Raw genomic sequence first — 20,427 nt, forward strand, 5'->3', positions numbered from 1 at the left:
TGTTACCTGAGTTCGACGGAGTATGAGGCGCCGGGAAACTCCCATCCGTCGGTGCCTTCGCCGATGTCCGCCACGATGATGTCGTCGATGAAGTGGTCTTCGAACTCGTCGTCGGTGAGCTCGCCAGCCAGCCAGAGTTCCTCGATCTCGGCCCAGTCGCCCCGGCTGCCGTCGATACGCAGGGGCGCAGCCCGGCGGTTGCCGCGCTCGCGCTCGTCGTCGCCCGTCTTGACGACGCCGCTGATCTCGAACTGGCCTCTCTTGACGTGGTCGGGGATCGGATCGGCGGGGACGACGGCGGCGTTCTCGTAGGCGGTGTGGATGATGTCGATGTAGCTGCGGCGGATGTTGTATTCGGGATCGGACAGCCAGTTGATCAGGGTCTTGGTGGTCACGTGGAGGCCGACGTCCTCTAGGGCCTGGTAGCCGCGTTGGGTCGCGGTGAGGTGGTTGAGCTGGGCGTGCCAGTGCTTGGCGGTGTATGACGACAGCCGGTGGCGGGGGGTGACTTGGGAGCGCAGGAGGTCGTTGAGGGCGGCGCCCAGGGAGCGGCCGCGGCCGGTGGGGCCGGCCATCAGTCGTCACCTTCGGGGATGATCTCGCCGGGCTGGATGAACTTGGCCTTCACTTCGCCGAAGCCGGTCCCGATCCGGTACGTGGAGGGCGGGGTGCCGTCGGGCGTCCAGAAGACGGCCGCGTCGACGTTGCGCAGGGCGATGAGCGTGTGGCCTTCTTGGACCGCTTTGAAGGCCACGGTCCAGTGGCGGACGGAGGCTTCGGCGACCATGCTCATGCGCCAGTCCGGCCGCCAGAATGGAGACTTCTGTTCCTGGCGCTTGGGCCACAGCAGGCGTAGTGCGATGGACAGCCGGGTTTTGTACGCCTTGTAGGGCTCGCCGCCGGCCTGGACGAGGTCGATACGTGCCTGGCGGGCCGCGGCGTAGAAGGGCTTGAACAGGGACTCGTTGGCCTTGCCAGTCCAGGAGTCGTAGATGGTCGGCATCGCGGCGAGGTGGCCTTCGCGGACGAGCCTCTCCAGCTGCTTGATGTGCGGGGTGGTGACCCACACGCGGCCCTGCTCATCAGGCCGGTCAACGATGCGTCCCAGCGGGTGCGGCATGTCGGTACGGGTCCACTGTGGGATGTCGATGAGGTAGATGCCAGCGCTGGCCTTGTCGAACGCGGCAAGGGGGCCGGTGTGCAGCAGCTTGTTCGGGGCCAGGGGCACGGCCGAACACGCGGACGGGTAGCTGCCGTTGCGGTCGATCAGGCACAGCACCCCGTCGCCGAACGAGTCGGGCACATCGAGCTGATCCCGCCGAACCCGCTTCCCGTTCTCCCGGATGAAGGGCACCCGCGTACTGGTGACGTCGGGGTGGACCCAGCGCGGTTCGCCGTCCATGTGCTCACTGATCAGCGGCCACGGACCGCTCTCCCGATCCTCGATGCGGATGACCCTGATCGGGTGCATCTTCGAGCGGCCGACCGCGTCCTTGAGGAGCTTCAGCGCGGGGAAGGGCGCGCCTTCGGGCTCGTCCTCCTCGTCTCCCGGCTGCAGTTCCACGTCTGCTTCCGCGTCGTCTTCGTCGTCTGGGACATGTCCGCTGCCCGCGGCGGGCCCGGTAGCGGCGGGCAGCCCGGGGGCGCCGGCGGACACGGCGGTGTTGTAGGCGTTCAGCGCGGCGGCGAGACGGCGCCCCTCGGCGTCGTTAGGCAGTTGGGGCGCCGCAGCCGTCTCGGCCAGGGCTGGCCCGAGTTCGGCAAGGGCTGCCTCGTCACCCTTGACCAGCGCGGTGCGCAGCGCGGCCAGCACGTGAGTGACGGAAGCCGGCAGTCCCTGCCGGGCACCGGACGTGTAGGGCAGCGCCGCTTCGGCCAACTCCCGCTCCAGGGCGCTGCCCAGACTCTGCGCAGGTTCGTTTCCGCTCGTACGGCCGACGGGGGCGCCACCGGCGTCGAGGAAGCGGGCGTGCAGTAGATCGGGGCTCAGGTACGCCGAGCCGATCGCGCCGAAGTCGCGCTCCGCGACCGTTGCCTGGACCTTGGCAGGGTCCTCAGTCGGCGTGAGCGTCACCAGGACGTCGGCGTCCAGGAGACCCAGGAGCGTGGGATCGTCGCTGTCCACGATGGCGAGCACCGGCACGCGCAGGGTCCGTGCGAGGGAGGCCAGGACCTGGGAGGCGTCCGGGAGACGGTCACCCGACAGAGGCAGGCGTGCGTTGCGGGCGGCCTGGAGCCGGTCCACGACCACGAGGGCCAGGTTCTCGACGTACGGGGCCGTCTCCGCGATCGCTTCGGCGGTCAGATCACTGCCGTCGTCGATCAGCAGAGGGGCCTGGACCAACTCCTGGGCCACTTGCTGCTCGTGCTCGGTGAGGCGGCCCTGCTTCAGACGCGGGTAGTCGCCACCAGTCTCTGCGGAGATGATGCGCCGCATGATGTCGGCCTGGTTCGGCCCGGACGCCGCGTACAGGACCTTGTGACCGTCAACGAGCGCGGTCTGCCGTGCGGCAGCCAGCCCCAACAGGCTCCCGCCCACGTTCGGGGCGGCCGCCACCAGCGTGAGCCGGCCGGACGGCAAGCCGCCCGTCGCCGCGTCCAGCCCGCGCAGTCCGAACGCGGGGCCGGCGGCTGGGGCGGAGGTGAGTACGGCGCCGATCGCGTCGCCGAGCGTGGCGAGCCTGCGCGGCGAGCTGCCGCGGTCCGGATTGTTGGAGCTGTTCACCGCATCTCCTACAGGCACCGCACTCGTGGCCGCGGCGGGGTCGGATGAGGGGGTACCGGAGGCTGCGTCCTTAGGCAGCAGTACCGCGACCGGTGTGGTGTTCCGCAGGAGCAACTGCGGCTGGCCTTGAGCAGCCAGGGTGATGAGTTCGCCGAACTTCGCTTGCGCAGCGCTCAGCGTGTGAGACGGCAACACCTCGGTCTTGCCGGCCGCCGGAAGCCGGTCGAGCGGTGCCAGCAGAGCACGCACCCTGTGCTTGGTGATCAGCGTTGTACGCCCGTCTTCCTCAGCGTGTTTCACCAGGGCATACAGATCGTTCCGTGCCTCGGTCGCATTCACCGCAGCTTCACCGTGCTCCGACTGACTCACTCACCCTCCCCACCTAGAACCTCACACCACCATATCGGCTATCCACTCAGTTTCTGACTAAGTCCACACAGTTCACTCCATGAGTCACTCATCTGTGAGGGATATCGGTGTGAGTTGACCCATCCGTCCAGGGCTTCCCTCCCCAAGGCGAGCGGCCGTGCACAGACCGAAGGTCGGGACCCGACACGACCCCAGCCCTCCAGCTTGTACAGGGCGCCTGTGAATCCGGCGTCGAAGGCCCGCCGGGCCAGGGCATAGCCCGGGAGTCTTGCAGTCGACGGCGCCGAGCAGGCGGCGCTCACCGACGTCTTGGACGGCTGCCCGAACACCCCCATCGAAGTCACCCGCGCCCGCTGAAAGCGACTCTGGCCCGTCACCACGGGGGAAAGCGCTTCGCCCAGGCGGTCATGCCGACGGCGATGTCGGCGAGCCGGCGTTCAGTCTCGGCGGCGACGTCGTCCTCGTCGACGAGCTGTTCCAGCGTGGCGACGTGTTCCTGGGCCAGGGCAAGGTCGTTGCGCAGCCGGGTGAGGTCGCCGTCGGTTCCGGTCCGGGTGAGTGCTTCGGCGATCCTGCCCTGGATGTGCGCGACGCGCAGGTTCTGCTCCTGCAGGTTGCGCAGGCGTTCGTCGTTCGCCAGTAGCTCTCTGAGCTGGGCACCGTTCAGTCTCAGACGTTCGGTGACGCGGCCGCGTTCGGTTTGGAGGGCGTGTCGGGGTGTTCTTCGCGGACGGGCTGGAGTGTTTGTGCCTGGGCGAGTTCCTGCGCGAGGTGGTCGGTGAGCTCGGAAATGTCCTGTGCGGAAGGGTCTGGATGTTCCAGGGTCTGGGTGCACATGGGGCACACGTTGGTGTCGTGCTGGCGCTCGGGGCCGAGGAGGTCGAGGGTTTTGAGGCGGTCGAGCTGGAGGTGGAGCTCGACCGTGAAGGCACGGCCCTGCTGTTGCCAGCGGTCGACTGCGGCCAGGGCATCGTCGAATTCCTGCAGTTGTTCGCGCAGGAGACGGCGTTCCTCGTTGAGTTCTTGGCGCCGGTCGCGTAGGTCCAGCGGTGCTGCAGTCTCGGGTACGGCGGTCAGTGCCTGGTGAAGAAGGTCGAGGAGTTCCCGCTCACCGCAAGAGGCCGTAGCCACCGAGAGAGGGAGTCGGGTATGTGTTCGGATTTTCGGGCGGTGTGCGAGCCGAGGGAGGGGCGTTGTCAGTGCTCTGTTCCATCCTCCGGGCATGAGTCTCACCAGTAACCTGAAGAACCCGAACTCGCCGGTGTCCCGCTTCCTGGCTGACCGTCTCCCTCGTACGGCGCACGTCATCGGCAGTGTCCGCAGCCAACTGCCGCTGTCTGTGGCGACGGTCAGACCGCAAGGCAGCCAGCGGTTCGACTACCGCAGTCTGGGCCGGGCCATCGACCGGCGTCTGCGCGTGGCATTCGGATCCCCTCTCGACTGCGCACTGACGGCAGGCGTCATGTTTGCACCAGGCGAGGTGGCAGCCGAGTCGGGCCGGGCGGCGGGGGTAGCAATCCGGGAGGGTGGCAGGCAGCTGCTGGCTGAACTGAAGGACCAGCCAGCAGTGTTGGCCGGTCGGTCTCGAACCGAGGAGGAGCGGCTGGCGCGACTGTGCTTCGTCGCCTCGCACTTCGAAGAGGTGTTCAGAGCCGGGTTGCGTCCGGGCAATCCGCTGCTGCAGGTTGCGCCAGGCGGCGGCCTGGAAGACCTCCTCGCACAGGTCCCGGCCTATGTCCCCGCAGACGTCGCGCAGCAGGTTCAGCTGGCTGGCGCTGAACAGGCTTTGGGCTGGATCGTCGGCCTGCCGGCGGGGCAATGCGTGTGCGCGCCCACATTCTGCGGCAGCAGCGATGTCGATGGAGCGGACGCTGATTTCATTACCGCAGGCCAGCTCATCGACTGCAAGGCAACTATCCGCCCCGAGCGCATCGGAGCGGCAGAGATTCACCAGCTGGCCGGATACCTGCTCCTCGACTACGAGGACCAGTACAGCATCAAGCGCGCCAGCTTTTACCTGTCCCGGCAAGGGCAGTTGGTCGGCTGGACCGTACAGGAGTTTCTGAACCTGCTAGGCGCCCAACAGCCACTGCATCAGCTGCGGACAGACTGCCGCACGGCGCTGGCCTCTCCCTCATCGTCGAAGCCGACCCGGCTGCCCCACCAGGGGTCCGGCGCACAGGAGAGCCTTTTCGACGTCGGTATGTGACACGTCTTTGCCGCCCGCCCGGCACTGTTTGCGCACAGCGTCAGTGTGTGCAAACAGTGCGCGAACACCCGCCTGCCATAAGGAGCAGCTGAGGCCGAATTTGGTCAAGCCGCCGGCTTGGGCAGCACGCAGGTCGCGAGTGATCCACCCCGAGTGGCTGGGCGCAGGCAAAGACCGTCATCGCCCGCTGCGTCCATGCAGGAGCCGGCGTCGGCAGGACCGCTGCTCGCCTTGTCGAGTGGCCGGAAGGGGATGGGTGGGCGGTGATCGTTCGGCCACTCTTTCGAGGATTCGCATGGGCGTATTGATCGAGGTGACAGGTTGTCAGTGGGCGCCGCCATGCTGATCCTGCGCGGCCGCGGAGCGGGGCCGAGGTTCGAGATGACCCGTGGTGTGGGCGGAAGGGGTGTGTGGGGTGGCCTTGAGGGCGACGGCTGAGCAGGAGGCCGCCAGGGAGGCGTTCGCCGCGGGCGATGACTTGGCGCTGGTGGCCGGCGCCGGTACGGGCAAGACGTCGACGCTGGTGATGATGGGGTCGGCCGCGCGTGGGCGGGGCCTGTACGTGGCGTTCAACAAGCCGATCGCGGACGAGGCCAGGGGCCGGTTCGGGCGGAACGTGGACTGCCGTACGTCGCACTCGCTGGCTCACCGGGCGGTGGGGTACCGGTTCCGGGACCGTCTTGCCGCCTCCCGCCACATGCCGCTTTGGCGCACGGCGCAGTTGCTCGGGTTGGACCGCGACCTGGCGGTGGGCAAGAGGCGGCTCAAGGCGACGACGCAGGCTCGGCTCGTGATGGAGATGGTCCGGCGGTTTTCCTACAGCACGGATGAGCAGGTAGCGGCCCGGCATCTGGGCCCGGTGAACGGACTGGATGACATGGGTACGCAGTATCTGGCGCAGGTGTTGCTGAAGCAGGCGCGGTGGGCGTGGGACGACATCTGCTCGCCTGAGGGGGAGCTGCCGTTTCAGCACGACCACTATCTGAAGATGTGGGCGCTGACGCGGCCCAGGCTCCCGGCGGACTTCGTGCTGTTGGACGAGGCGCAGGACACCAACCCGGTCCTGGAGGAGATCTTTCTGGCGCAGGATGCGCAGCGGGTGTGTGTCGGGGATCCGGCGCAGCAGATCTATGAGTGGCGGCATGCCAGGGACATCATGAGTGGATTTCCCGGGCAGCGGCTGGAGTTGACGCAGTCGTTCAGGTTCGGGCCGGCGATCGCGGAGGTGGCGAATCGATGGCTGCGGGCTGCCTCGTCGACGATGCAGCTGACCGGGCATGCCGGCGGGGTCTCAGGGCTGGGCCGTGCCGAGGTCCCGGACGCGGTGCTGTGCCGTGGCAACGCGGACGCTCTCGCCGAGGTGCTGCGCTTCCTTGAGGAAGGTGTGCCGGTTGCGCTGGCCGGGGGCGGTAAGCCGCTGTTGAGGATCGCTGAGGCGGCGATCGATCTGCAGGCAGGCCGTCGTACGTCGCACCATGAGCTGTTCTTGTTCTCGTCCTGGGGCGAGGTGCAGGAGTACGCCGCGCAGGACTCCGCGGCGTCGGAGTTGAAGGCGATCGTGGAGCTGGTCGACACCTACGGGCCGCAGCAGATCATCGCGGCGGTGAAGCGGATGGTCGACGAGGACCAGGCGCGGGTCGTCGTATCGACGGTGCACAAGGCCAAGGGGCGTGAGTGGAAACGGGTGCGGATCGGGGACGGGTTCGCCCCGGCGGCCGACGAGCCCGGGCCGCGTGGAGTGCACCCGGCGGAGGCACGGCTGATCTACGTGGCGGTGACGCGGGCGCGGGAGGTGCTGGACACGACGGGGATCCAGTGGGCCGAAGCCCAGATCCGGCAGGCCACGCGCGCGTCTGTGACGAGCACTCCGGAAGGTGTGCCGCTGGCCGCGCTGCCGTTGACGGGGCAGCTGGAGTACCCGCGCTCGCCGATGTCGCAGTTCCTGGCCCGGCATCTGCCGCGCACGGACCGGCTGGTCGGCTCCTACCTGCGACAGTCGCGTGGGTTTGCGCCGGCGGTGCAGCCGATGGACGAGCGGCGCCCCGACTATGCGGCCCTCGGACGCACCATCGACTACCGCCTCCGGCTCAGTCTCGGGTGCGGCCTGGGAGGCGCGGTCACGACCGGCGTGCGCCTTCTCGGCAGTACCATCCCGCTGCAGGGTGCTCCCGCACCAGAGGTACGGCGAGCCCTGCATACGGCTGGCACCCGGCTGCTCGCCCGGCTCCAGGCCCACCTGGAGGGTACGCCGCAGCTGGGAGAGGAGGAGCTGACCCGGCTGTGTCACGTGGCGGGGTTCTTTGAGGCCGTCTACCGCAATGGCGTGTTCTCCCGGCGCCGGAACCTCCTCGCACACGCCGATGCGCACACCACCCTCGCCCATCTGACCGCGGCGGTGCCCATGTACGTGGTGGAAGACATCGCCGAGCAGATGGAGCTTGCCGAGCGGCCCTTCGCGCCGCTCCGGCAGTTGCCGGAGCAGCAGCGGGTGTGCGGGCCGGTGTTCGCCGGCAGTGACAACCTGGGCGGCGCGGATGCGGACTTCATCGTCGGCGGACTGCTCATCGACTGCAAAGCCACCACCCGCCCCCACTCCCTGCACCGCTCCGCGGTCCAGCAACTCGCCGGATACCTGCTGCTCGACTACAACGACACCTACGGCATCAACCGCGTCGGCCTCTACCTCTCCCGCCAGGGCGCCCTGATCACCTGGCCCGTCCCCGAGTTCCTCACCGCCCTCGGCGCCCATGCTCCACTCCCCCAGCTGCGCAGCCTGCTACGCGACGACCTTCGTCGGGCGAAGCACTCGACGCCGCCGCAGAAGGACTGACGCGCTCTGAGGCAGCGGTAGGTGCCCGGCCCGTGGGCAGCACCGCGGTCGTCGAGAGCAGCCACCGCAAAGGGGGCGGCGGTGCCTGCCGTTTCCTGAGAGCACCATGCCGTCCTCCAAAGGCACGCTCGGGACACCGCTGCTGACGAGTTCGCCCGGGCGTGCTGTCCCGAGTCCCCCTGTCAGGCGGCCCGCCGGCCGTGATGGTGGATCCTAGGATGGGTAGCAGGGGGCGGTAGAGACCGGGGGTGGCTTGTGGCGCAGGTGCTCGTTGTCGGTATCGGCGCCTTCGACAACGAGGGGGGCAACGGGGACGAGGGCTTGCTGGTTCCGCAGGCCTTGGAGCAACTTCCGTCTGTGGCACCGGCCGTGGACGGTTTGGCGGCGCAGCTGGCGAAGGTTCCGGGCTTGACCGTGCTTGGCGGCGGCGCCGTGCACGACCTGGTTCGTGGCGACGGCCGCCAACATGGGCGGACTGGGCTGCGGTCCGCTGCTCGCCGGGGTGCTCGCACAGTACGCGGCCTGGCCGCTGTACCTGCCGTTCGCGGGGAGGCGCGGCGTGCGGGGGCGGAGCATGGGGCGGCGGTTCGTGGTCATCGTCGAATGAACGCCATGGGCGCGCGGGCAGTCACGGCCGGTTGGCGTCGCGCGCGGTTCTCGAGGCGGCACTGACGATGGTCCCCGCACACAGGCTGGAGTACCACCCGGTTTATGACGCCCTGATCCTGCGCCTGTCATGCGTGTTCTGCGTCCTGGTCCCCTACGCCGTCCTCGTGCGCGCCGCCCGCCTGCGCTGGGCCCTCGGCCTGCCGCTGCTCGCCCGCTGCAGCGACCTGGAAGCGAAGATCGGCCACCGCTTCAAGCAGAGCCACAGCCTTGCGGAGGTCTCCGAGCTCCTCGAACGCTATGAAGGCCCCCTGGGCTGGAACCGCGGTGGCTGCGTCGTCCTCTTCTGGATTTTGTGAAGCCTGTACCGCGACGATCTGAACTGGCCCCACCGGTGACGAGCCAAAAGGCCAAGTGGAGCCATTCCAGGACACCTTCACGGGAGGCGATCTTCGCAGATCGGGGCCGCTTCGAGACGCCTCGGTGGTCCCAAATGACGTCGCCGTAGCCAGACCCGCCGCTACGAGGCAGGCCAGACACCAGGGGCAAGGGGTTAAAAGGGAGGGAGGATGCGCCCCAGGCGCGCGCTGATGGCGCCCTCATTGCGGCCCAGTTCCTGCGCCATCTGCTCCACCGACAGGCCGCGGGCGTGCAGTTCGCCCAGCCGGGCGTCTTCTTCGGGCGTCCAGCGCTCATAGGCGCGTGGATGGGTCTGCCGTTTCTCCGTCGCGGTGTAGGCCTTGGGCGGTACCGGCTCGGGGGCCGGCCGTGGGGAGGGCACCAGGTCGTCCGGATAGGGGCCAAGCTTGAGGGCGTACAGCTTCCATCGGATCGCGCTCTCGCTGCGCCCCAGCTCCCTGGCCAGCTCGGCCGCGCTCTGACCGGCGTGGTGTCCCTGGCGCAGGTGCTGCTCTTGCTGGGGTGTCCAGGCAGCGCCCGGCCGGGTGGCCTTCACCGCGTTGGCGCCCTCGTCCGGGGGTCCTTGGCGGACTGCCGTTGCAGCGGCCGCAGGCGCCGGGCAGGCGTCGGCCACGGCAGTGATCAGGCGGCCGATACGGGCAAGATCACCCGCATCCATCTCTCCCGTCAGTTCGCCGTGGATGATGCCGTCCGTCGAGCACACCAGGACGGTCACCTCCAGGCGGTCTGCGCCGACCGGGTCGGCGGCCAGGCAGTAGCGGCGATCGCCATGGGTGGCCTCGAGCCGGATACCGGGCCCTGGAACAGGCGTCGTTACCGAAGCCGGCGGCAACGGGCCGGGGAAGGGGTCGTCGAGGAGCTCGTGGACCTGCCAGGTCGCGGGCAGGAGGCGGCCATCATCCAGCCGGTAGAGCGCGGGCGCGAGGTCGACGCCCGCCTCGGCAGAAACGATCTCTACTGTGAGGTTTTGGCCGGTGAAAGGGCTCAGGGCGCCTGGCTCTGCGGGTGCGGGATGGTGGGGCAGGGTCGCCCGCGTCCAGTGCCGGTCCTCACCGGCCCGCTGCCCGTGCCACTGCCCGCCTGCGTCCTGGACGGCAGTGATGACAAGCCCGTGTTCACGCCCACTGTCCGTCTGCACGGGAGCCCGCCCAGGGCGGGTGGGGCCAGCTGGGGCGCCGGAGGGCTGCGCCGGGCGGGCCGCAGGCCGGCTTGGCCGGGCGGGCGGAGCGCTTGGGTGCCACAGTCGGTACATCGCCTGGCGTAAGGCGGGCAGGCTGCGCTGCGCGCCCAGCAGGTGCACGAACTCCTCGCAGGAGAACGAGATGAGCGCTCCGAGGCGGGCGGAATACCAACCGACTTCGCTGATGCGGTGCTCGTCGTGGTAGTCCAGGAGCAGGTAGCCGGCTAGCTGGTAGACATCGGTGAGTGGCAGTTTGCCGGGATGGATCGTTGCCTTCACGTCGACCAACAGGCCATCGGCCAGCCAGTCCCCGTCTGCCCCGCCGACATCCTCACTGCCGGCGAAGGTAGGGGCCAGCACGATCTGGTCGGCAGCCACCCGTCTGCGCACCGCGGCCATCCCCTCCCCGGCCAGGGTTGTCATCGCTGTCAGGTCGGCCACCGCATGCGCCGGCACGCTGGCCAAGAGCCCCGCCGGAGTCAAGCCGCTGTGTGCCGTCTGCAGCAGATGACTGCGCCGCGGATCAGGACACCGGATCACCTCCTCGAACAGCGCCGCCGCATAACAGGCCCGCGCCAGCTCCTCCTCCACCCTCCCCGCACGCTCTAGGGGCAAAAAGCGATCGGTCAGCTGGTGTTGGCGCACCCCCTCCTCCAAAGCGTCCAGCACCGCGGCTCCGCACGTGGACAGCGCCTTGGCGGTGGTCGGATCAGATAACTCCGGCCGCGAAGCCAGCGCCATCCCAGCTCCCACCGCCCGCTCGCGAAAGACCTGTCCGCTCAACGCGAGCCGCAGCCGGTGGTCGATGGCCGTCCCTAGCGTCGACCACCGCACTGGTTGCCCTTCGCTAGAAGGCGTGACGGGCACGCCTGCCGGCAGCCGGGCGCGAAACGCCGCCCGTAAGCGGGACACCTGCGGTAACTCCCCCGCCAAAAAGCGACGCAGTAACGAACCCGACTCATTCACCCACGACGTCAAAGTCACAGCCGACCACCGTAGCCAGCCCCACTGACACTCGGTCGCCGATGCAGTGATCCGCCGCGTTGCCAGGTCAGCCGCTGGCGTGGAACCAAAGGCTGCCTGGGGTCATGTCCCGCTCAGGGCGGCTCGGCCCAAACGCACGCCGCCGCGCCGCCCACTGAGCGCCACACCCCAACGTCGTTGGCCGTGCCTCGGCACTGCAGCCGATCACACTCGTCCTGGCCGCGCGCACCCGCGACCACACAGCGCCGACATGGACGTGCTCACCCACCTGCGGGGATACTCGCCCATTGAGACCGCAGATTTACTCGGCCGTCTGGTCACCACCCGCTCGTGGGGCCGCTGGCACCCAGGCCGGCCGAAGGAATGACACACGAGGCAGAAACAGGTCTACCCACCCGTATTATCTCTGCGCCAGGCGTCCGTAGCCGGGGCACCTGACTCGCTGCACTTGGCCACAGGGCTTAGCCCGGCCATGAACCGAGGAGAACAGCATGCCCCAAAGCACTACGTCAGCCACCGAATTGACATCGCAGTACATCAACCAAGTAGCCAATGACCTCGAGCGCAACGTCAAGGAGCAGGAACGCATCACGGCGGACATCGCCGCGCTGCAGCAACAGTTGGCCGCCTTGCAGCATGACCACACGGTGCTGGTGAACATGCAACAGGCACTCGGAGTCGCAGCACCGGCCCCTGAGGCGGCGAGCGCCGCCACCGCCACCGTGCCCTCCCCTCGGAAGGAGGCCGCTGCTGAGCGTCGCGGGCGGGGGAAGACGGCAGCTGCCAAGCCGTCCGCGGCCACGAAGCAGGCCGCCCCAAAGGCCGTCGCGAAGACGGCTCAGCCCACGCTGATCGAGCTCGTCCGCCGCTACCTCATCGAACAGAGTGAACCGCGCTCTGCGGCGGAGGTCGCCACGGCGCTCAGCCAGACCCATCCCGACCGCGGCGTAAAAACCACTGTTGTGCGCACCACCCTCGAAAATCTTGTGGCCAGGAACCAGGCTCAGCGCACGAGGCAGGGCACTTCCGTCTTCTACACCGCTCCCAACCCGCCGGAGCCCACGGCAGCACCCGAGGCCGAGGCTCAGTCCGCAATGGCTGGATAGGCCACGCTGTTGTGGACGAAACGGTCGGCGCCGCGTGCGCTGCACTCCCCTCGCCGAGGGAGTTTGATCCTTCCGGCCGGACGCGATCGCTGGCTGGCTGGCGGCGGGCCGACTAGCGCCGGCGCTCTTGGTGCGGACTTCGACGTGGAGGATCTGGGTATTGGCTCGGATGCGTTTGGTCTCGGCCATCCATGGGAGTGCCGCCCGTGTCACGTCGCCTGCTGCGGCGGCCTCCATACAGCGGGCAACGTCGGCGGTCTGAGTAGAGCCGAGGAGCGTTCCTCGACGTGATCGACGCGCCGGATAACATCGCGGTGGATGCCGGTGCGTCAGTGCGCCTGCCCATGGGATGCAGGTAGCCGGTCTTGGCCCAGCGGACGGTGACGGCCAAGCGCAGGCCCTGGCTGGCGGCTTCGGCGATCAGCGGACGCAGGCAGGTGGAGCGGCAGGCAATGGCCTGGGTACCGACACGGCTGGAGCCGGTGAGGGCGAACAGGACGCGCCAAGGGGCAACTTGCTGATGTCGAGGCGTGCGCTGAGCTGCGTGGACATTGAGGTTGCGGGTACCGTGCTGAATCCAGCAGCACGGGAGCGAGGGGGGTTCGTGGCATCCCAGGTGGTGTCGTATGCACTCGATGCGGACACGGTCGTCCAGTTCGAGGTGGAACCGACCGGTCAATGGCGGCAAGTGAGGGCCGACCAAGTGGCAGGCCAGGTTGATGAGGCCGCGCGGCCCGCGGTGGAGGCCGCGCAGCGGATCCTGGCGCAGATCGCTGAGTTGCGTCCGGCTGAGGTGGAGGTGTCGTTCGGGATCAAGGTCAGCGGCACGGCCAACTGGCTTATCGCCAAGGCCGCGTCGGAGGCAAACTTCGGGGTGAAGCTCGTCTGGCGTCCGGGGGCCGGACGGGATAGCGCCGGGGACGGGGACGGCACTTCGGCATGACGGGGCAGCACCAACCGGGTGTGCGGCCCTCCTTGGATGGATGGGTGGCGGCCATTCACCAAGAGGCAGATGCGGCCCTGCCGCTGGGGTCGGGGGTGTTGATCGACACGCGTCGGGTGCTGACGTGCGCTCATGTGGTGTACGACGGTGGGCAGGTGCGGGACGGTCTGTGGGTGGCGTTTCCCAAGGCTGATGAGTTGATGTTTGAGCGGCTGCGGGTCGTGGAGGTCCATGCGCCCTTGCCGGAGCTGCATGAGGTCCAGGACGTGGCGGTCTTGGTGCTGGAGGACGAGGTCGCCGCGAAGCATGCGGCGCCGCTGCATAATCCCTCGCCTCGTGCCCTGGTCGATAGTGCGTGGTGGTCGTTTGGTTTTCCCGACAGCGTGTTGGGCGACTCAGCCGAGGGTGAGGTGGGTGAGGCCCTGGCTCTTGGCTGGGTGCGGCTGACGACCACCTCGCCTTCATTGGTGCAGCCCGGCTACAGCGGGGCCGCGTTGTGGTCGGCGAAGTACGAGGCCGTGGTGGGCCTGGTGGGGCAAGCGCGTCAAGGTTCGGGGGATGCGCGCGCGTTGACGCTGAAGGCGGTCAATCGGTGGTTGCCGCAGGCGCATTTGGAGCGGTTGCCCGGCTGGTCGCAGGAGACGGTTTCGGATGGGGCTGGCGTGCAGTGGGCGTGGACGCTGGCGGGGGATGCGGAGTCGGTGCGGCACTGGCGTCCACGGGCGCGGGGCGTGAGCACCGATGCCGAGCAGGGGTTTCGTTTCCGTGGCCGGCATGCGGCGTTGACCACGGTGGTCGATTGGATCACTGCAGCGGGGGCGGATCGGCGTCAGGTGCTGCTGGTGACGGGCTCTCCCGGGGTGGGAAAGTCGGCGGTGCTGAGCCGGGTGGTGACCACGGCCGATGCGGAGATTGCGGCCTGGTTGCCGGACGACGATACGGCGGTGCGGGCTACGGTGGGGTCGGTGGCGTGTGCGGTGCATGCGCGCGATAAGACGGCGGTGGAGGTGGCCGTTGAGATCGCCATGGCCGCGTCGGCGCGGGTGCCTGAGCAGGCCAAGGAGTTGCCGGATCTGCTGCGCGAGGCGTTGGAGCGGGATGACCGTGGCCGTTTCTGTGTGGTGATCGACGCGGTGGATGAGGCGGCCACCGCGGAGCAGGCGCGTCTGATGATGCAGACCGCGATCGCGTTGGCGGAGACGTGCGCGGATGTGAATGTGCGGGTGGTGGTGGGCAGTCGCCGTATTGACGATGCGGGAGATCTGCTCGCGCCGTTCGATAGCGCATTGAAGATTGTTGATCTTGACTTGCCGGAGTTCTTTGCGCGGGAGGATCTGGTCGCCTATGCGCTGGCAACGTTGCAGTTGGTCGGGGCTGAGCGGGCGAACAGCCCCTACCGTGACACCCAGGTCGCTACCGCCGTCGCCACGCGCATAGCCGACATGGCGCACAGCAACTTCCTGATCGCTGGCCTGGTGGCCCGCTCGCACGGCCTGCACGATCGGCAGGCGGTGGCCGTGGAGCAGCTGCGCTACACAACGACGGTGAGAACAGCGCTGCATGCGTATCTTCAGCGGCTGCCGGGCGTGCAGGGGGTGTCGGCGCAGGCGCTGCTGACCGCGTTGGCGTATGCGGAATCCCCTGGGCTGACGTTGGCGTTGTGGCGCTGCGTGGTGCAGGCCATGGCCGGTAAGGAGGTAGAGGAGCAGCAGCTGTATCGCTTTGCCCGGTCAGCGGCCGCCAACTTCCTCGTCGAATCGAGCGACGTCAGCTCCCCGTCGGGGAGTTTTCGGCTGTTCCATCAAGCGTTGAACGAGGCCCTGCGCCGGCCTCGAGCTGCCATCGCCTCCGCGGTCGACGATGAACGCGACATCGCGCGCGCATTGATGCAGGCGGCCGACGGTCAGTGGGCGGCAGCGCCGGGCTACGTGTTGCGGTCGCTGCCCGGTCATGCGGCGCGTGGAGGCATCATCGACGAGCTACTCCACGATGACGCCTATCCCCTGCACGCCGACTTGCGGCGGCTGGTGCCGGCGGCGAAATCGGCCCAATCGGCGGCCGGCCGTGCACGAGCGCGCCTGCTGCGCAAGACGCCGCAGGCGTTGGCGGCGGGCCCCAGCGAGCGGGTTGCCTTGCTCAGCGTGACCGAAGCGCGCGAGCAGCTGGGCCACGCTTACCGCCGCCGGGAGGAGGCTGCGGCGTATCGGGCGGTGTGGGCGGTCGGGGCACCGCATGCGGAGGACATCGTGCTGGAGGGGCACACCGGGTGGATCAACGCCCTGTGCGCGGTTCAGGTGGGCCAGCAGACACTGCTGGCCAGTGCCAGCAACGACCACACCATCCGACTGTGGAATATCGATACCGGAGAAACCGTGCGGGTCCTGGCCGGGCATACCGGACCTGTCCGCGCCCTGGCCGGCTGTCCGGGGGGCGGCCACGCTCTGCTTGCCAGCGCTGGCAGCGATCACACCATCCGGCTGTGGCATCCACTGACCGGGACGACAGTGCGCTTACTGCCCGGACACACCGCCTACATCAACGCCCTGTGCGCGGTGGAGGCGGGCCAGCAGACACTGCTCGCCAGCGCCAGCAACGACCACACCATCCGACTGTGGGATCCCGCCACTGGGGAGCTGGTGCGGGTGCTGGCCGCGCACACCGGTTCCGTCCGCGCGTTGGCCTGCTGTGTCAGCGGCGGGCAGACGCTGCTGGCGAGCGCCGGCGCCGATGGCACTATCCGGCTGTGGGATCCGGCCACCGGGCACAACGTGCGGGTGCTTGCCGCGGGTGATGCCTGGATCAACGCCCTGTGCCCCGTACGGGTGGGCGACGAGATGCTGCTGGCCAGCGCGGGCAACGACCCGGCCCTGCGGCTGTGGAATCCTGCCACGGGCGAGCTCGTGCGCACAATCACCCAGCACCGCGACTGGGTGCGTACGCTGGCCTCCTTCGCGGTGGCAGGACGCAGCGTGGTGGCCAGCGGCGGCCATGACAGTGTGGTGCGCCTGTGGCACAGCGCCCCCGCCCCGCTGGCGCACGACGGTTTTGATGGCCACACCGACTGGGTCACCAGCCTGTGCGTCCTTACTCAAGGGCAGCAGTTGTTGCTGGCCAGCGCCGGCAACGACAGCGCCATCCGGATCTGGGATGTGCAAGCCGAGCCGCCCCAGCCTAGCGAAGGCCAGGTGGGAGCGGTTACCGCCGTCTGCGCCCTGCCCACCATCCACTCGACCATGGTGGCCTCGGCGGAAGGTGACTCTGTGGTGCGCGTGCGGGACGCGGCCAGCGGTGCCGTGGTCCGCGAGCTCCACGGACACGACGCGTGGGTGCGCACGCTGTGCTTGGTCGAAGTGGACGGCCGGCCTCACCTGGCCGCCGGCGGCGATGAGGGCCGCATCCAGCTGTGGGACCTGACGGACGAAGCAAGCGTGCGGACGTGGGTGGGCCACGACGACGCCCTCACCGCCTTGCGCCCGGTAACCGTTGGGGGACGCATGCTGCTGGCCAGTGCCAGCACGGATCACACCCTGCGAGTGTGGGACCCGGCCACCTCAGCGTCCAGGGTGACCCAGGTAGCCTGGGAGAGCCCCGTGGTGGCGCTGGACAGCGTGCGGGTAGGCAAGCAACAGCTGCTGGCCGTCGGGCTGGAGGATGGCAGCATCGGCCTGTGGGATCCTCACCGCGAGCGCACGGTAGGCATCTGGGAAGGCTGCACCGACGCCGTCACCGCACTCACCGCCCTGCCCCTGCCCGGACGGACACTGCTCGCCAGTGCCAGCGACGACCGCACCATTTCGCTGTGGGATATCGACACCGGACAGGTCATCCACCGTTTCGAGGGCCACACTGACAAGGTCACCACACTGGCGACGGTGACCGTGGGCTCGCGCACGCAGCTGGTTTCCGCCAGTGACGATCGCACCATACGGGTGTGGGACCCCCACACCCTGCATGCGACGATGACGGTAGCGGTGCACTCCCCCGCCTGGGCCCTCGCCGACTGCGGTGCGCAGGTTGTCGCCGGGCTCAGCGATGGCCTCATCGCCCTCGCCTTGGGTCAGGGAGCATAAGGTGCCGGCCGCCCCAGGAACGAGGAGCGCAGCGCGGCGATGCGAGTGTGTCGTGCTCACTCGGGCCGACCGTCACCGCGCTGGGCGTAGCGCTGCATGTGCTACTGCACCCAGTGCCACGGCGCGCAAAGATGCCCGATGGCGGGGGCAGAAAGGCAGCCGCGCATGGACCGCGCAGGCAAAGGGCTCGGCGTCACGGCCAGCTCCTCAAGGACGGCATCACACTTCGCTCGCTACGGCCGGCCACACCGCCGGCTGTGGGGAATGCACAGGGAGCGCGAGAAGGACGCATGAGCGACAACGTCGATGCACTGTATGGAACGTTCCGGCTTGTACTGGAGCTATCCCACTGCGCTGCCCGCCTCGAGCAGCTCGGTCTCAACGCTCGGGAGATTGACGCGCTCAACGCCCGCCACGCCCTACGCAAGGAACAGGCCATGTGGCGGGGGGCGGGGCCGGTGGACGCGTGGCCATCGCACGCCCTGTGGTACACCGGTCCGCGCGAGGGTGATGTGTATTGGCCGGCGTTCGTCCATCAGCTGGGCCCCCACACCCCCCATAGGGCGGCGTTCACGGCGTTGGATGATGCCTCCACGCGGATCGTGAGCCATCTGCGCCACCCCAAGGAGCCGTCCTTTGCCACCCGTGGCCTGGTCGTGGCCTACCCCCAGTCCGGGACGGCCACGAACATCGCAGCCGTCATCGCTAAGGCCGCCGACCGGGGCTATCGGCTCTTCATCGTGCTAGCGGGCGTACACAATGCACTGCGTGAGCAGATGCAGATGCGGTTGACTCAGCAGCTCATCGGGCCCCATCCGGCACGTTGGGTTGAACTGACCACCACCGCGCGGGATTTCCAGCCAACGATTACGCCTCCAGCTGGCGTGCTCGGTGCATCGGGCGGCCCGGCGCTGTGCGTGGTGAAGAAGAACGTAACGGTGCTGCGCAAGCTGACAAAGTGGCTGGCTGCGGCCCCCAGTCTGCTGCACGAGTATCCCACGCTGATCATTGACACCGAGGCCGATCAGCCGTCGGTGGCCTCGGCCAGCATCACCCCCCGCATCGGCAGCCTGCTCAAGCTGCTACCGCGCGCCGCCTACGTGGGATACACCCATACTCCTTTGGCGGGCCTCCTCCTCGAGCCAGGCGCTGACGACCTCTTCCCCGAAGACTTCATCGTCACCCTGCCGCGACCTGACCACTACAGCGGCCCGGAAATCCTCTTCGGCGGCGCTGCGCGTGAGCAGGACGACCCGGAACAGGCCGATGACGGGTACGACATGATCCGGCTGATCCCTGACGAGGACGTCCCGCAACTACGGCCCATCTCCCGGGCACAGGTGGAAGACTTCACCCCCCAGGTGCCAGATAGCCTGCGTCACGCCGTGGAGTACTTCTGGCTGGTCGCCGCCGCCCGTCATGTCCGCGGCAGCGGCACCCCTCACAACACGATGCTGATCCACACATCCGTCAACACCACAGTCCACGCCAGCTTCATGGCCCCCTTGCAGGCGCTACGCGCGCACGCGGCCCACCAGTTGGCCTCCCCGTCCTACCTCGAACACCTGCGCAACCTGTGGCAGCACGAAACGCGTCTGGTCCCGGCCGAAGACTTCGATCAGGAGACGGTTGGCTTCGCCGAGCTGCTCGCGCACCTGCCCGCCGTGCTACAGGATTGCCGCATCCTCACCGACAACGCCAGCAGCAACGATCGCCTCGACTACACGCCCGGTCCCGTCACCGCCGTGGTGGTGGGCGGCACTACCCTGGCGCGCGGCCTGGCACTTGAGGGCATGTCGGTGGGGTACTTCGTGACGGCCGTCACCGCTTACGACACCCTGCACCAAATGGAACGCTGGTTCGGCTTCCGTGCCGGCTACGCCGACCTACCGCGGATCTGGATGACCGACGAGCTGTCCGCCGGGTGGCGCGAGATCATCGGCGCCCAAACTGAGCTACGCCAGCAACTGGAACGCGCCGCCGACGAGGGCACCAGCCCACTCAACCTGGCCCTGCGCGTACGGTCTCACCCTCAGCTGCGCATCGTCCGGGCAGCCAAGCAAGGTCAGCCGATTGTGTCGGTCTCCTACGGCGGTCGACGGGTGCAAACTCGCTACTTCCACACCAACGCCAGCTGGCTACGCGCCAACCTCCAAGCAGCAGACACCCTCGTAGCCGCCTCAATCTCCCACGCCAGCCACACCCAGGCACACCCCGACCTGGGCCGCTACCTCTTCTACAACGTGCCCGCCCAGCTGGTCATCGACTTCCTCACCAGCTACCAATTCCACGAACGCTCATCCGACGCCGACCCCTACCTCCTCATTGACTACATTGAAAAGCGCATCGCCCGGGCCAATTCCCTGCGGCATTGGAACGTCGCTCTCCTCGGCAAACCATCCGAGACCGGCGACGACACACTGACCTTCGCCGACAACATCACCGTCGGCCGCATCGTCCGCTCCCGCCTGGCCAGCACCTCACCCGAGTCAGACGTCGCCGATATCAAGACCCTCATGAGCCGCCGCGACGCCGCCATTGATCTCGCCGGCGACATCAATCACCTCAGCGAACACGGCATCAAGCACGCCCGCCGTATCCAGTTGCCCCACACCGGGCTGCTCGCCCTCTACCCCATCGACAAAACCTCCGCCCCCAGCACCACTAAGAAGACCCGAGCCCCCCTCAATGCCGAAGAACACGTCATCGGCGTCGGCATGGTCTTCCCCGAACCCGAGACGATCGACTCCACGGTCTAACTGGCTGTTCTCTATCCGCTCGTGTGGTCGGTGGGGTTCGAACAGGGGCCTGGTTCGGGTGAGTTGGCCGGTGTACGGGCATGGAAGAAGGGCCTCTTGGTAGCTCGCGGTTGTCGAGTCCAGCGAGAAGCAAGAGGCCCTGTTGTCGAAGTGTCGCGTGGTCGTGGTCGCGGGGTCCAGTTCGTCCACTCGTGGGTGTGACTGCCTCGCCCAGAGGTTCGGTAAC

General features: G+C 68.2%; 13 protein-coding genes. 9 read left to right on the forward strand and 4 right to left on the reverse strand.

Going from position 1 to position 20,427, the window contains the following annotated elements:
- Positions 1-2: 2 nt before the first annotated feature.
- A complete protein-coding gene (locus tag ACIA8X_RS36860) occupies positions 3-575 on the reverse strand; it encodes a hypothetical protein (protein WP_393462542.1) in 573 nt (190 codons plus the stop codon).
- Positions 575-2,974: a DnaB-like helicase C-terminal domain-containing protein gene (locus ACIA8X_RS36865; protein ID WP_393462544.1), complete on the reverse strand. Its 2,400-nt coding sequence runs from the start codon at positions 2,972-2,974 to the stop codon at positions 575-577. Before ACIA8X_RS36865 ends, ACIA8X_RS36860 begins: the two co-directional genes overlap by 1 nt.
- Before the next feature lie 610 nt (positions 2,975-3,584).
- On the opposite strand from ACIA8X_RS36865, the gene ACIA8X_RS36870 reads away from it, so the two are divergent.
- Complete coding sequence (locus ACIA8X_RS36870) at positions 3,585-3,737, forward strand: hypothetical protein (RefSeq protein WP_393462546.1); 153 nt, start codon at positions 3,585-3,587, stop codon at positions 3,735-3,737.
- 26 nt (positions 3,738-3,763) lie between these two features.
- Here the strand turns inward: ACIA8X_RS36870 and ACIA8X_RS36875 are convergent, their stop codons facing one another.
- Positions 3,764-4,225 (reverse strand): hypothetical protein, encoded by a 462-nt coding sequence (locus ACIA8X_RS36875; protein ID WP_393462548.1) that lies wholly within the window; start codon positions 4,223-4,225, stop codon positions 3,764-3,766.
- Between the two features lie 91 nt (positions 4,226-4,316).
- Between ACIA8X_RS36875 and ACIA8X_RS36880 the strand changes: the two genes are divergently transcribed.
- The 4 genes from ACIA8X_RS36880 (at position 4,317) to ACIA8X_RS36895 (ending at position 9,098) form a co-directional block, all read left to right on the forward strand.
- The gene (locus tag ACIA8X_RS36880) at positions 4,317-5,303 is read left to right on the forward strand and encodes a hypothetical protein (protein WP_393462550.1); all 987 of its coding nucleotides are present in this window, start codon (positions 4,317-4,319) and stop codon (positions 5,301-5,303) included.
- Between the two features lie 415 nt (positions 5,304-5,718).
- Positions 5,719-8,133, forward strand: coding sequence for a UvrD-helicase domain-containing protein (locus tag ACIA8X_RS36885; RefSeq protein WP_393462552.1), 2,415 nt, complete (start codon positions 5,719-5,721; stop codon positions 8,131-8,133).
- A 448-nt stretch (positions 8,134-8,581) separates the two neighbouring features.
- On the forward strand, positions 8,582-8,740 hold the full coding sequence (locus ACIA8X_RS36890) for a hypothetical protein (protein ID WP_393462572.1): 159 nt from the start codon (positions 8,582-8,584) through the stop codon (positions 8,738-8,740).
- 67 nt (positions 8,741-8,807) lie between these two features.
- Positions 8,808-9,098 (forward strand): hypothetical protein, encoded by a 291-nt coding sequence (locus ACIA8X_RS36895; protein ID WP_393462554.1) that lies wholly within the window; start codon positions 8,808-8,810, stop codon positions 9,096-9,098.
- A gap of 194 nt (positions 9,099-9,292) precedes the next feature.
- Here the strand turns inward: ACIA8X_RS36895 and ACIA8X_RS36900 are convergent, their stop codons facing one another.
- Positions 9,293-11,080: a hypothetical protein gene (locus ACIA8X_RS36900; RefSeq protein WP_393462556.1), complete on the reverse strand. Its 1,788-nt coding sequence runs from the start codon at positions 11,078-11,080 to the stop codon at positions 9,293-9,295.
- Between the two features lie 734 nt (positions 11,081-11,814).
- On the opposite strand from ACIA8X_RS36900, the gene ACIA8X_RS36905 reads away from it, so the two are divergent.
- The 4 genes from ACIA8X_RS36905 (at position 11,815) to ACIA8X_RS36920 (ending at position 20,201) form a co-directional block, all read left to right on the forward strand.
- The gene (locus tag ACIA8X_RS36905; RefSeq protein WP_393460159.1) at positions 11,815-12,429 is read left to right on the forward strand and encodes a hypothetical protein; all 615 of its coding nucleotides are present in this window, start codon (positions 11,815-11,817) and stop codon (positions 12,427-12,429) included.
- 604 nt (positions 12,430-13,033) lie between these two features.
- Positions 13,034-13,372 (forward strand): CU044_2847 family protein, encoded by a 339-nt coding sequence (locus ACIA8X_RS36910; protein WP_393460162.1) that lies wholly within the window; start codon positions 13,034-13,036, stop codon positions 13,370-13,372.
- 44 nt (positions 13,373-13,416) lie between these two features.
- On the forward strand, positions 13,417-17,442 hold the full coding sequence (locus ACIA8X_RS36915; protein ID WP_393460165.1) for an AAA family ATPase: 4,026 nt from the start codon (positions 13,417-13,419) through the stop codon (positions 17,440-17,442).
- A 290-nt stretch (positions 17,443-17,732) separates the two neighbouring features.
- Positions 17,733-20,201, forward strand: coding sequence for a Z1 domain-containing protein (locus tag ACIA8X_RS36920; RefSeq protein ID WP_399460121.1), 2,469 nt, complete (start codon positions 17,733-17,735; stop codon positions 20,199-20,201).
- Positions 20,202-20,427 lie beyond the last annotated feature (226 nt).

The sequence above is a fragment of the Streptomyces sp. NPDC051738 genome (assembly GCF_044453205.1).
GTDB lineage: Bacteria > Actinomycetota > Actinomycetes > Streptomycetales > Streptomycetaceae > Streptomyces.